The 12,036-nt window shown below is 70.7% G+C and carries 11 protein-coding genes and 1 pseudogene; 6 read left to right on the top strand and 6 right to left on the bottom strand.

Annotated features, from left to right (window positions below; all coding sequences use genetic code 11):
* Positions 1-194: 194 nt before the first annotated feature.
* Complete coding sequence (locus EFE23_RS20985; protein WP_123242649.1) at positions 195-2,120, bottom strand: S9 family peptidase; 1,926 nt, start codon at positions 2,118-2,120, stop codon at positions 195-197.
* A 135-nt stretch (positions 2,121-2,255) separates the two neighbouring features.
* Here EFE23_RS20985 and EFE23_RS20980 point away from each other — a divergent pair, with 135 nt between their 5' ends.
* The 3 genes and pseudogenes from EFE23_RS20980 to EFE23_RS20970 all read left to right on the top strand — a co-directional run.
* Positions 2,256-2,570, top strand: a complete 315-nt coding sequence (locus EFE23_RS20980) for a PadR family transcriptional regulator (protein WP_123242648.1) — start codon at positions 2,256-2,258, stop codon at positions 2,568-2,570.
* Positions 2,570-3,424: a hypothetical protein gene (locus EFE23_RS20975; RefSeq protein ID WP_123242647.1), complete on the top strand. Its 855-nt coding sequence runs from the start codon at positions 2,570-2,572 to the stop codon at positions 3,422-3,424. Before EFE23_RS20980 ends, EFE23_RS20975 begins: the two co-directional genes overlap by 1 nt.
* Before the next feature lie 21 nt (positions 3,425-3,445).
* Positions 3,446-3,937 (top strand): annotated as a pseudogene (locus EFE23_RS20970) (DinB family protein); the annotation flags it as partial.
* 115 nt (positions 3,938-4,052) lie between these two features.
* Here the strand turns inward: EFE23_RS20970 and EFE23_RS20965 are convergent.
* On the bottom strand, positions 4,053-4,622 hold the full coding sequence (locus EFE23_RS20965; RefSeq protein WP_123242652.1) for a dienelactone hydrolase family protein: 570 nt from the start codon (positions 4,620-4,622) through the stop codon (positions 4,053-4,055).
* A gap of 67 nt (positions 4,623-4,689) precedes the next feature.
* Between EFE23_RS20965 and EFE23_RS20960 the strand changes: the two genes are divergently transcribed.
* Positions 4,690-5,253 carry an ArsR/SmtB family transcription factor gene (locus EFE23_RS20960; protein ID WP_123242646.1) on the top strand — a complete coding sequence of 188 codons (564 nt, stop codon included), beginning with the start codon at positions 4,690-4,692 and terminating at the stop codon, positions 5,251-5,253.
* 52 nt (positions 5,254-5,305) lie between these two features.
* On the opposite strand, the gene EFE23_RS20955 is transcribed toward EFE23_RS20960, so the two are convergent.
* From EFE23_RS20955 to EFE23_RS20945, 3 genes are all read right to left on the bottom strand, one after another.
* On the bottom strand, positions 5,306-6,187 hold the full coding sequence (locus EFE23_RS20955) for a fructosamine kinase family protein (protein WP_233601088.1): 882 nt from the start codon (positions 6,185-6,187) through the stop codon (positions 5,306-5,308).
* A 96-nt stretch (positions 6,188-6,283) separates the two neighbouring features.
* Positions 6,284-8,101, bottom strand: coding sequence for an acyl-CoA dehydrogenase (locus tag EFE23_RS20950; RefSeq protein WP_123242645.1), 1,818 nt, complete (start codon positions 8,099-8,101; stop codon positions 6,284-6,286).
* Between the two features lie 23 nt (positions 8,102-8,124).
* Entirely contained in the window at positions 8,125-8,799 is a 675-nt protein-coding gene (locus EFE23_RS20945) for an AAA family ATPase (RefSeq protein WP_255421170.1), read from the bottom strand.
* A 39-nt stretch (positions 8,800-8,838) separates the two neighbouring features.
* On the opposite strand from EFE23_RS20945, the gene EFE23_RS20940 reads away from it, so the two are divergent.
* Positions 8,839-10,401, top strand: coding sequence for a recombinase family protein (locus EFE23_RS20940; protein ID WP_158675900.1), 1,563 nt, complete (start codon positions 8,839-8,841; stop codon positions 10,399-10,401).
* A gap of 59 nt (positions 10,402-10,460) precedes the next feature.
* Here the strand turns inward: EFE23_RS20940 and EFE23_RS20935 are convergent, their stop codons facing one another.
* Positions 10,461-10,649, bottom strand: coding sequence for a hypothetical protein (locus tag EFE23_RS20935; protein ID WP_148058500.1), 189 nt, complete (start codon positions 10,647-10,649; stop codon positions 10,461-10,463).
* Between the two features lie 898 nt (positions 10,650-11,547).
* Between EFE23_RS20935 and EFE23_RS20930 the strand changes: the two genes are divergently transcribed.
* Entirely contained in the window at positions 11,548-11,976 is a 429-nt protein-coding gene (locus EFE23_RS20930; RefSeq protein ID WP_123242642.1) for a hypothetical protein, read from the top strand.
* Positions 11,977-12,036: the final 60 nt, after the last annotated feature.

Below are 12,036 nucleotides of genomic sequence, written 5' to 3'. Positions count from 1 at the left end.
GGGTGAGCATCACGTCTGTCTCGGGATCGGGCGGACGTCTCCGCCTCTCGCCCGTTCTACGAACGGCTCGGCCCGGATCCGACGCCATCCGGAGAGAAAGTTCCCCGGGATCGTCGGGCTGGTCGGCGCACGCCAGCGGGGTCCGCTTCTGCCGCGGTCACAGCCGTAGCGGTCGTGGCCGTCGGACGTCGGGGTCAGCCGAGCCACCGCTCGAACCATGCCCGGGTGCGGCGGAGTACGTCGAGTTGGTGGTTGCGTTCGCGGATCGAGTGGTTCTCTCTGGGATAGACGACGTACTCGTGCTCGACGCCGAACCTGCGTAGCGCACGGTGGAAGAACTCCGCCTGGGAGACCGGAACGTTGGTGTCGTCCTCGCCGTGCAGGATGAGCACCGGCGTGCGGACCTTGGCGGCGTACGAGATCGGGCTGAGCCGGTCGTGGCGGTGTGGACCCGCGCCTTCCCAGCCGCTGCTGCCGCCGAGGGCAGCCTCGAACGGCCCCTGTTCTCCGGTTGCGGCGAGCATCCCCCAGTCGCTGATGCCGGCGCCCATCACGGCGGCCTTGAACCGGTCGGTCTGCCCGACCGCCCAGGCGGCCAGGAAGCCGCCGTGGCTCCAGCCGCCGATGCCCAACCGGTCGGGGTCGGCGACGCCGTCGGCGATGAGCAGGTCGATGCCGGCGCGGATGTCGCTCCACTCGTCCAGGCCGACCGCTCCGGCGACACGGATCGCGAAGTCGTGGCCGTGGCCTTGGCCGCCGCGCGGGTTCGGCAGAAAAACGGCGTAGCCCGCAGTCGCCAGCCACTGGCCTGACGGGTGCCAGCCGAGCATGAGCCGGTCGGCGTGCCGTTCGTACGGGCCGCCGTGCACGAGTGTCACCAGCGGGAACGGCCCGTCCTCGCGGGACCGGCCGGCGGGCAGGATCAGCAGGCCATCCAGCGTCAGCCCGTCGGATGCCTGGTACGACAGGCGTTCCTGGGCACCCCACCGGATGTCGCGGAGTTCGGGCCTGAGGTCGGTCAGGCTCCTCAGCGGCCCGCTCGTCGGGCCGGCGTGGACGTTCCCGGGCTGGTAGGACGCGCTGACGACCGCCGCGACGGCGTCACCGTGCCGGCTCGTGGTCAACGACGTGGCGAGCCCGTCCACCCGGGACACCTCGACGAGGTTGGGCCCGGCTGGATCGAGCCGGTGGATCGCGGTGTCGAGCCCGTCGGCGACCAGCACGAGCGGCGGACCGGTGTCGACCTGAACCAGGGTGCTCGGGCAGAAGGTCGTGCCAGCGGTCAGGTTTCGGTGCTCGCCCACCGGCCCGGTCACCGGCACGGCGACATCGAGAACCGCGTACCCGCCCACCAGAGCGGGCGGGGTCTTCGCGATATACGCCAGGTGCCAGCCGTCATCGGCGGGCCACCAGACGAGCGACGACGCGTCCGCCGCGGCCGGGCCGAGGTCCCGCGTCACGCCGCTGTCCGGATCGAGGAGGTGGAGACCGGGCTCCACAAGACCCGGGTCCACGTCGGGGGTCGACCAGGTCAGTACCGCCAGGATTCCGTCATCGGGCCGCTGGACCACCTCGACGACATGGCGATCGGCGGACGCATCCGGTGTCCGGACCTCGCCGCTCCGTACGTCGAGCAGCCGCAGCCGGTCCGGGCGTACGCGTTCACCCCACACCCGAGCGTCGTCACGCTCCCTCGCCCGACGTTCGTCCTCAGCGGACGGTTCATCGGCTGCGATCACCACGACCAGGTCCGGGTCGGCTAGTGGGAGGTGCCCGGACACCCCACCGGCCCAGCAGGTGACCGCCTGCACAACACCGTCGACCAGCCTCACCCGGTGCAGTTGCGCCGTGCCACGCTCGACCCGGTCGGAGAGAAAGTAGATCAACAGCGAATCCCCGGCCCACCGAGGCGCCGAATCGTACGCCTCACCCGAGGTCAATCGTCGCGGAGAGTTGGTCCCGTCAGCGGCGGCGACCCAGAGTTCGCTGACCGGGTGATCACCAGCCCGCCCGACCGGGGCGACCACGTAGGCGACCCACCTGCCGTCCGGCGACAGCGCCAATGCCTGCGGAACACGACCGTCAACCACCAACTGGGCGGTGAGCTGCGCACGGGCCATCGAGGCACAGTATCGATCAACCACCACGGCGGCCAACCGATCAACGACCATGTGTCGGTCTGGGAGAGGAGGGATCAGGCTTGACGGGCTTGCTACGTACTGCGATGCTACGCGGGACGTAGTAAGGGAGACTCCATGGCCGGGCTCGCCGACCTCGGCCGGTTCTCCGAACCGGCACTGCACATCCTGATCAGCCTCGCCTCGGGGCCCAGACACGGCTACGCCATGCAGGACGACATCGGCGAGCTCACCGGTGCCCGCCCCGGACCCGGCACGCTCTACGGCGCCATCCGGCGCCTGGAGGAGCACGCCTACATCGAGGCCCTGCCCGAGCAGGACCGGCGCAAGCCGTACCGGCTGACCGACACCGGCCGGGCAGCCCTGGGCGCCGAGCTTCAGCGCATGCGGTCCCTCGCCGCCACCGGGCTGCGCCGGCTGGCGGTGGCCTGATGCGCGCCCGGCTCATCCGCGCCGTGCTGGCGCTGTACCCGACCGCGATCCGCGAACGCTACGGCGAGGAGATCGCCGAACTGCTCGCCACCAGTGACACCCCGGCCCGGGACCTGGCCGACACCGCCCGGTGCGCGCTGCGCGACCGACTCACCCACCGGACGGAGACGATGACCCTGGCTCAGGCGCGCACCGCCGCCGCCACCCTGATCAAGCTGGTCGTCGCACCGTTCGCGTTCGGAGTCCTGCTGCTGGCCCTGCTGACCACGGCGGGCCTGCTGGCCGACATGACCGGCGCGCACGAGGCCACGCCCTACGGGTACGCGCTGGCGGTGGCGCTCGCCGCGGCCTCGACGTGGTGGTCCGGCCGGAGGATGGCACGCACCATGCCGATCGTCGCCGCCGCCGTCGTGGTTCCGGCGGCGCTCGCGCTGGGCGCCGCGGGCATCAGCGCCGTACCGCATGTCGGTGATGTGCTCGGCGAGGTCCGTGCCGGATCGCTGGCGGCCGTGGCCTGCTGGGCCGCCGGTGCCACCGGCCTCGGCTGGGCGGTGAGCGTCCTGCTGCGCCGCGGCCGCCGCGCCGCTGCCTGGCTCAGTAGCGGCATCGGGGCGCTGCTGCTGCTCGACGCGGTCACCGCCGTGTATGTGTTCACCGCACTGCCGCCGGAGCGCGCCCCGCGGCACAACGCGCCGCTGTGGTACCTGTCGAGCATGAGCTGGTGGGATCCGGGCCTGGTCGACGGCGCGTACCTGCAGCTCGAGGACTCGATCAAGATGCTGCCGCCGGTGCTGACCATGTGCACGGTGTTCCTGCTCGGCGTCACCGCGAGCAGGCCCCGACCGGCCGCGTGACGGATCACGTAGGTTTGGGTGATGATCGAATCCCAACGCGAAGCCGTGCCGCGCAACGATGGTGGCGAGCTCGACACCGCCCTCGCCTTCTTGTCCTTCGCTCGATCATGCGTGCTGAAGAAGGTCGCGGGCTTGACCGAGGAGCAGCTGCGGCGCCGCTTGGTCGTCTCCGACACCACACTGCTGGGCCTCGTCCAGCACTTGACCGACGCCGAACGGTACTGGTTCGGCTACACGTTCGCCGGCGACCCCCGCCACGCCGACGTGGACTTCGACATGGTGGTCGAGCCGGACCGGTCCCCCGATCAGATCATCGCCGGCTACCGGGCTGCGATCGCCGAGAGCGACGCCCACATCAGGGCAGCCGCCGGCCCGGACGTCCTCACCGCGCAGCCGGTCGGTGACGCGCCTCGTACGCTTCGCTGGGTGCTCGCCCACACGACGAGCGAGACCGTCCGGCATGCCGGTCACGCCGACATCCTGCGGGAGCTTATCGACGGCGTCACCGGTCGGAAAGCAATCGCGGTTCGCCGCCGCGGCGGCATAGCGTCGTGCCGCGGACCGGGAACCTCCTCGGGCTGCCGATTTCCGGACGCGACCCGGGCCGGCTGGTCACGGCCGCGCCCGGTCAGACGGCGGCGAGGAACGCCCGCACCCGCGCCATGAGCAGCGCGGACGCCTCCGGGTCGTACGCGTCGAGCGAGGAGTCGGCGAAGAGGTGCTGGTCGCCGGGGTAGACGAACAGCTCGGCGGCCGCCACGGAGCCGGCGAGTTCGCGTGCGGCCGGCAGGTCCTCGTCGAAGAACTCGTCGCCCTCCTTGCCGTGGATCTGCACCGGCACCCCCTGCGGCCACGCCTCACCGAACTCCGCGACCGGGAGGCACGAGTACATGAGCAGTGCCCCGCGCGCGCCGGGCCGGGTCTGCGCGAGCCGCTGGGCGATCGTCACGCCGAAGGAGAATCCGGCGTAGACCAGCCCGGGGGCGAGCCCGTCGGCCGCGGCGGCCCCACGCTTCCGGATCGACTCGATCCCGGTGTCACGGGCGAAACCGAAGCCCTCCTCGAGGCTGCCGAACGTGCGGCCGTCGAAAAGGTCGGGCGTGTGCACGGTGTGCCCGGCCTGGCGCAGGTCGTCGGCGAAGGCCAGGACTCCGTCGGTCAGGCCCTGGATGTGGTGGTAGAGCAGCACCTCAGCCATGTCGGCGGCCTCCATCGTTCATCGATCCAATATTTTGGAACATTCCGCGATGCTAGTCTGTTCCACCATGGCGGACAACCCTCCGGACTACCAGCTGGCGGATCGGCTGGCCCTGTCCACGCCAGCCCAGGTCAAGGCCATCGGTCACCCGCTCCGCACCACGATCCTGCAGCTCCTCCACGAACGGGCCGCGACCGTTACCGAGCTCGCGGAGGCGGTCGATCGCCCCAAGAGCACGGTCGCGCACCACGTCGACGTCCTCGCCCGCAACGGCCTGCTCAAGGTGGTACGCACCCGGAAGGTGCGGGCGATCGAGGAGCGCTTCTACGGACGCACCGCGCGCATGTTCCACGTCGCAGCGGAGTCATCACCCGCCGGCGAAGAGCTGCCGCGCGACTTCAACGACTTCGAGGTGGCTGCGCGCGAGTCCGCGAAGGCGTTCGAGCAGGGAAAGCTCTGGGGCTTCATCCGACACGCGCGCATCTCGGAGGATCAGGCAGCTCAGTTCTGGGAGCGGATGGCCGAACTGGTGGATGAGTTCGACCGGATGCCGAGGTCCGGCGAAACCATGTACGGGTTCGCGATCGGCGTCTACCCCACCGACCACCCGACGCTGCCGCCAGCGGAGTGAACAGCGCCACGGCCCCTGCCCGCGCCGGCCGCCACCGACTCCGGGCCTCCGTTCAGGTGCGCGTCCGGAACGGGGCAAGGGTGGCGCGGACCTGGTCGGCCGCACCCCAGTCGTCGTCGAACTGGGCCAGCACGGCGAGGTGTTGCCGCAGCTGGACGATCGGCATGCGGGCCCGCCAGTCGCCGTCGAGGGCGGTCAGCTCCGCGTAGACGTCGAAGAACCGTCGCGCCTCGGGCGGGGGCGCGGTGGACCACACATGGGCGAGGTCGACCTCGGCCCACATGTAGGACACGGCCGGGTCGATCAGCGCGGGCTGCCCGTCCGGGGTGGCCAGCACGTTCTGTGCCCACAGGTCGCCGTGCGTCAGGCAGGCCGGCCGGTCGGGCAGCAGGTCGGGCAGCCGGTGACACAGCCGCTCCAGCGCCGCCCGGTCTCGGGCGTCGAGTGCCGCCTCGACGCGGGGCTCGCCGAGCCACCGGAGCAGCCGGTGCTGCGCGAAGAACGCGAAGCCGTCGTCATCCCACGTGTTGATCTGCCGGCGGCGGCCCAGCCAGTTGTCGCGGTGCCACCCGAAGCGGGGATGCGTCGTGCTCAGGTGCAGGTGGGCGAGCGCGTACGCGAACCGCTCCCAGAAGGTCTCGCTGCGCGGCCTCGGCCGCAGCACCGACAACACGATCAGTTCCCGGTCGGCCAGGATCACCTCGGGTGTCGCGACGCCGCCGAGGTCGCGCAGGGCGGCCAGCCCTTCGGCTTCGGTGCGGAAGACGTCGTCGGCCGGCACGTCGGCGAAGGCCTTGACGAACACCGACGGCGCGCCCTGGCGGGTCGCTATGCCCGCGAGCGCCGCGAGGCCGCCCGTCGCCGGCTCCACCACGACGACATCCCGCATCCCGGCCCGGAGCAGACGCTCCAGCAGGAACGTCGTTGACGGCACCACTGCGGCCTCCTCTTGTCCGGGGTCCGCAAGATCTTATGTGAACGCTCACCTCCCGAGGATCCGCGCCTCACCGGCCGGCATCTTCGCCAAGTCTCAGAACCAGCTCTCCCGGGTGTCCAGCGTCGTCCGGTCCAGGCTCTCCAGCAGGTCGAACTGCGCCGCCGTCTTCGGCAGCTCGTACCGGAAGAAGTACCGCGCCGCCTGCCGCTTCCCGGCCAGGAACTCCCCCTCCGCCCCGTCCGGCGATCCCAGCGCCTCCACCGCGAGCGCCTGTTCCAGCCACATCCACGCGATCACCACATGCCCGACCGCCTCCAGGTAGAGAGCGGCGTTCGCGAGCGCCAGCTCCGGATCCCCGCTCCCCCACAACCGCCGCGTCACCACCGCGATCCGGTCGATGGCCGACCCGAGCGGGCCGGCCAGCTCGGCGGCGAAACCCTCCGCCTTCCAGGCCCGGGTCACCGTGGCCCGGATCGCCTCCAGCAGCAGCTCCAGCCCCTCCCCGGCCCGCATGGTGACCTTGCGGCCGAGCAGGTCCAACGCCTGGATGCCGTGCGTGCCCTCGTGGATCGGGTTGAGCCGGTTGTCCCGCCAGTGCTGCTCGACGTCGTAGTCGCGGGTGTAGCCGTACCCGCCGTGCACCTGGATGGCCAGGTCGTTGGCGGCGAGGCACCACTGCGACGGCCAGCTCTTGGCGATCGGGGTGAGCAGGTCCAGCAGCAGGTGCGCGCGGGCCCGGTCGGCTTCGGCGGGCGCGGTCTTCTCCTCGTCGAGCAGCCGTCCGCAGTAGAGGATCAGCGCGAGCGCGCCCTCCACGTAGCTCTTCTGCGCCAGCAGCATCCGGCGTACGTCGGGGTGCGCGATGATCGGCACCTGCGGGGCGGTGGGGTCCTTGTCGGCGACCGGCCGGCCCTGGGGGCGCTGCCGGGCGTACGCGAGGGACTTCAGGTAGCCCGTGTAGCCGAGGGCGGTGGCGCCGGCGCCGACGCCGATGCGGGCCTCGTTCATCATGTGGAACATCTGCGCGAGCCCCTGGTGCGGCTCGCCCACCAGGTAGCCGACCGCCCCGGCCCGCCCGTACGGCCGGTGCACGCCCTCGCCGAAGTTGAGCAGGGTGTTGGTGGTGCCCCGGTAGCCCATCTTGTGGTTGAGCCCGACCAGCACCACGTCGTTGCGCGGGCCCAGCCTCCCGTCGCCGTCCACCAGCACCTTGGGCACGATGAACAGCGAGATGCCCTTCACCCCGGGCGGCCCGCCGGGGATCCGGGCGAGGACCAGGTGGACGATGTTCTCGGCCAGCTCGTGGTCGCCGCCGGAGATCCACATCTTGGTGCCGGTCAGCCGGTAGGTGCCGTCGTCCTGCGGTTCCGCTCGCGTGGTGATGTCCGCCAGGGAGCTGCCGGCCTGCGGCTCGGACAGGCACATGGTGCCGAAGAACCGGCCCTCGACCATCGGGGTGACCCAGGTGTCGATCTGCTCGGCGCTGCCGTGGGCGAGCAGCAGGTTGGCGTTGCCGCGGGTGAGGAACGGGTACGCGGCGGTGCCGACGTTGGCGGCCTGGAACCAGGCGAAGCAGGCTTCCGCCACGGCGTGCGGCAACTGCATCCCGCCGACCGACTCGTCCATGGTGGCGGCCAGCAGCCCGGTCCGGGCGAACACGTCGAGGGCGGCCTTGACCTGCGGGATGATCCGCACCCGGCCGCCGTCGATGCTGGGTTCGGTGGCGTCGGCGGCCTTGTTGTGGGTGGCGAAGTGCTCGGCGGCGACCTGCGCGGCGAGGTCGAGCACCGCGTCGAAGGTGTCCCGCGAGTGCTCGGCGTAGCGGGGTCGCTCGGTCAGCCGGGTCACGTCCAGCCAGTCGTGGAGCAGGAACGCCAGGTCGCGGCGGGACAGCAGGGTGGACGACGACACGGGGCTCCTTCCGTGGGCCGTCGTCAGCCGCGGCGCAGCCCCGCGACGGCCTCCCGGAGGTCATCCTGACTGATCGGGGCGGCCGGCGCACCCACCGTGGCCTCCCGCATCGCCTTGGCGAGTTGCACCCGGCGCAGCACCTCGCGCAGGTCGGCGCCGGTGAGGCCGGGGGTGTCGACGGCCAGCGCGACCGGGTCGACGTCGGCGGCGAACATCCGGAAGCCGGGCTGCTCGTGCCGGTCGATCAGCTCGCGGATCATCTTGGTGATGATCTCGGCGCGGCCGGTCTCGTCCGGCGCCGGGATGGCGATCTTGAGGTCGAACCGGCCGGAGCGGATCAGCGAGGCGTCCACCCGCTGCGGGAAGTTGGTGGTGGCCACCACGATCACGTCCGGGTTCTCCTCGAACAGGGTGTTCATCTCCTGCTTGAAGATGCCGGCGACCGCGTTGACCGCCTGGCTGGCGGCGTCCCCGCCGGCCCCGGCGTAGCTGATGATGCTGTCGAACTCGTCGAAGAGCATCACGGTCGGCCGCCGGTAGCCGCGCGCCTCCCGGAAGATCCGCTTGATGTTGCGTTCCGAGCCGCCGAGGTACTTGTCCAGGATCTCCGGGGTGCGGATTTCCACGAAGTCCGCGCCGATCTCGTTGGCCAGGGCCCGGGCCAGCATGGTCTTGCCGGACCCCGTGTTATAGCACAGTATCTAGTCATGGCTGTTTCCTCTCGGCGTAGGGCGATCTTGCTGGCGCGTCTGTCTGACAACAGGGAAGACGTGGATCTCACCGATGAAGGTATTCCTTTCGGGCTTGATGATCAGCTGCGTCGTATGCATGGCAAGGCTGACGATCTCGGGTGGGACGTGTGGAAGGTGATCAAGAACCCGCGTCTGTCTGCCTACAAGCGGCGCAAGATCACGCTTCCGGACGGGCGGCGGGAGTACCGGGTGTTCCGGCCTGATCTGCGGGAGGCTCTAGCGGACCTCGCGGCCGGGCGCGCGAACGCTCTGCTGTGTCTGGATCTGGATCGGGCGTTTCGTGATCCGAAGGACTTGCAGGATCTGATTGATGTGGTGGACCACTCGCCGCACGACATCGTGGTGGAGTCGGTCACCGGCTCGTTGCACATGGAGAAGGGCCGGGACAACTTCGACGCGGAGATCCGGGTGTTGGTGGCTAACAAGGCGTCGCGGGACACGGCGCGGCGGGTGGCCGCCGCGCGGGAGCGTCAGGCCCTCAACGGCCAGTACGGCGGCGGGAAACGGCCGTTCGGGTTCTGCTCGGGGCCGCCGAAGATCGTCCCGGACGGCGGACGGACGGACGAGGCGGTGTGCGCGTGGCACGGCGGACGGGACTGCCGCTCCGGGATCACCCCGATCAAGACCGAGACGGACGTGATCGCGGACTGCTCGCGGCGGCTGTTGCAGGGTGTGAGCCTGCGGGCGCTGGCGGCTGAACTGCGGGACAAGGACGTGCCGACCGTGACCGGCGCGAAGTGGTCGGCGGAGACGCTGCGCGATGTGCTGCTGCGCCCGCGCAACGCCGGCCTGATCGTCTACCGGGGCGAGATCCTCGACGGGGTGAGCGCGCCGTGGGAGCCGATCGTGGCGCCGGAGACGTTCGAGGCGGTGCGCGACCTGCTGACGGATCCGGCGCGGCAGACCGCGCCGGGCGCGCCGCCGCGTTGGGTCGGCACGGGCGTGTACCGGTGCGGGCTGTGCAGCCCTCCGGGCATGGAGACGACGCGTCCGGCGACCTGTCACGTGACCCGTGGCGGAACGAACCCTCGGTACACATGCCGGGAGTACAACCACGTGGCCCGCAACGCCCACCGCACCGATGAGGTGGTCTTCGCCCACGTCATGTACGCGATCACTCATCCTCGCGCGTACGAGTTGTTGGCTCCGGCCGCGCCGGACGTGGACGCCGCCGCCCTGCGGACGGAGAAGGCGACGCTGCGCCAGACGCTGGCGCGGATGGCCGAGGACGAAGTGTTGGGGCTGCGCACTCAGGAGCAGGTACGCGCCGCGACCCGCCGCGCCAACATCCGCATCAGCGAGATCGACGAACTGCTCAACGTGACGGTGACCGACGACCCGCTGGCGGAGGTGGTCAACGCTGCAGATCCGGTGAAGGCGTGGAAGGACATGCCGGTGGCGGACAAGCGGGTCATCGTGGACCGGCTGTGCACCGTGACGATCCTGTCCGCCCGCCCCGGCCGCCGCTTCGACATCGCCTCGGTCCGGGTCGACCCGAAACACTCCCTCGGCGGCACCCCCGCACAGTTCCAGGCCGACGTGCGGTAGGTACGGCGCGGGTGAGGGGAGCCCCCAAGGTGGGGCTCCCCTCACCGGGTGTATGGGCGTCAGCGGCTCGCTGGTGGCCACAGCGCAGCGAGTGTGTCTCGCTGCTCATCGGTCAGCGGCGGCCACCGGTCCACGTTCGCTCGCACGTGGGCCATCAGCGCCTCGTCGCGCAGCACGGCCCGCAGCGCCGCCAACTCGGGGTCGTCGGTGTCGCGGGGCGCGGCCATCGCCGCGAGGCGTGCCCGCATCAGCGCCCGCACCTGCGGCGACCCGTCGGCGGGTTGCTCGGTGGCCGGTCGCGGGTCGTCGGTGTCGGTGGGTGGGGCGGGTCGGGGTGTGATCCGGGCTGTCGCCCGAACACTGGGCGGGTGGGTGGCCAGCGGTAACGTCCCCCGTGCGTTGGGCTGGCCGGGCGGCTGGTGGGCGGGGGTGAGGTCCCGGCCCGACGCGGGTGCGCCAGGGTCCGGTGACCGGTCGCCTGGTGGGCGACGGCGTGGGTTAGGTGTCGTCGGTTGGCTCGTGGCCATCGTTCTCCACAGTCACGGTCGCTCGGTTGCGGTCGTCTGCGGTCATCGCCTTGTCCTTCCTGTCGTGGTGGTTGGTCTGCGGGCGTTGCCGCCCGCGCTCCCGTCGCCTCTCGATGGCAGGTTCAGCACCGAAGGCACGGGACGAGGTGGCCCGGCGTGGGCCGGGAGTTCGGGTGTGAAGCGTGGGGTAGGTGCGTGCTGGCTCATCCGCACGAGCAGCGTTGGGACGAGGTGGTTCCCGACAGGGCTGTACGGGACCGCTTCGCAGCCCGTGTCGGGCTTGCGGCTGGGGTTGACGTTTGGCTATCAACGACGCTGCCTGGGACGCTGTAGAGTCCGCTGCATGGCGTGCAAGTGCGGATGCGGGCAGGTGGTTGCCGGCGGACGGAAGTTCGTCAATAAGGAGCACCAACTGGACTGGATGGCCGCTGGCGGTGCTCGTGAGATGAACGCCCTGATGCCTGCGGAAGCGCGGCAGGCTGGCGGTCGTACGGCGGGCTCGGCGCAGGCAGCGAGTGGTGCGCTAGCCAAGGCCGGGATGAAGGGTGCGGAACGGGCTCGCGAGATTGCCGCTCAGTGGCGGCAGCGACGCAGCCACGACTAGTGAAGGACTGCTCAAATGGGCGTCGGCGAGCGGATGATCGACGCGGAGGTGCTGTGGACCGCCGGCCGCCGAGAAGGTGCCCTGCTCAGCGTGCTGGTCGCTGTCGACGCCGCCGCATGCGCCGAGCAGCCCGGCAGTAGCCACGGCGCTGCCTTCCGCAGTTTCCTCGCCGCACGCCACACCTGGAACATCAGCGTGGAACACCGAGGTCAGCTCGTGACCGTCGACCAACTGATGTGGAAGTGGCTGCGGTGCGAACTAGCCCACGAGGCAAGCCTGCCGTTCGATGTTCAGTTCTACGCCCCTGCCGACGACCCCGGCGGCCTGGTCGTCCGGGCTGGCGGCGCCCCGAGCTACTGCATCCTGCTGTCCGCGGGGTGGTACTGGTGGCTGCGCCGTCTGATCGAGGACTGGTTACAGAATCGCCCACCTATACCGCGTTGATCTCTTGCCTCCCCCTGTGGTTGTGATCGCGACGGCCGAGCCGAAACCAAGTTCCAGGAC

It is taken from the genome of Micromonospora solifontis, assembly GCF_003725545.1.
Classification (GTDB): Bacteria; Actinomycetota; Actinomycetes; order Mycobacteriales; family Micromonosporaceae; genus Micromonospora; species Micromonospora solifontis.
The sequence above is the reverse complement of the archived record's forward strand: the minus strand, read 5'-3'. Positions and strand labels throughout refer to the sequence as shown.

Bases quoted from the DNA above. Each gene is read 5' to 3' on its own strand.
- EFE23_RS20985 (WP_123242649.1), bottom strand. From the start codon at position 2,120: ATGGCCCGTGCGCAGCTCACCGCCCAGTTGGTGGTTGACGGTCGTGTT.
- EFE23_RS20980 (WP_123242648.1), top strand. From the start codon at position 2,256: ATGGCCGGGCTCGCCGACCTCGGCCGGTTCTCCGAACCGGCACTGCAC.
- EFE23_RS20975 (WP_123242647.1), top strand. From the start codon at position 2,570: ATGCGCGCCCGGCTCATCCGCGCCGTGCTGGCGCTGTACCCGACCGCG.
- EFE23_RS20965 (WP_123242652.1), bottom strand. From the start codon at position 4,622: ATGGCTGAGGTGCTGCTCTACCACCACATCCAGGGCCTGACCGACGGA.
- EFE23_RS20960 (WP_123242646.1), top strand. From the start codon at position 4,690: ATGGCGGACAACCCTCCGGACTACCAGCTGGCGGATCGGCTGGCCCTG.
- EFE23_RS20935 (WP_148058500.1), bottom strand. From the start codon at position 10,649: ATGCGGGCACGCCTCGCGGCGATGGCCGCGCCCCGCGACACCGACGAC.
- EFE23_RS20930 (WP_123242642.1), top strand. From the start codon at position 11,548: ATGGGCGTCGGCGAGCGGATGATCGACGCGGAGGTGCTGTGGACCGCC.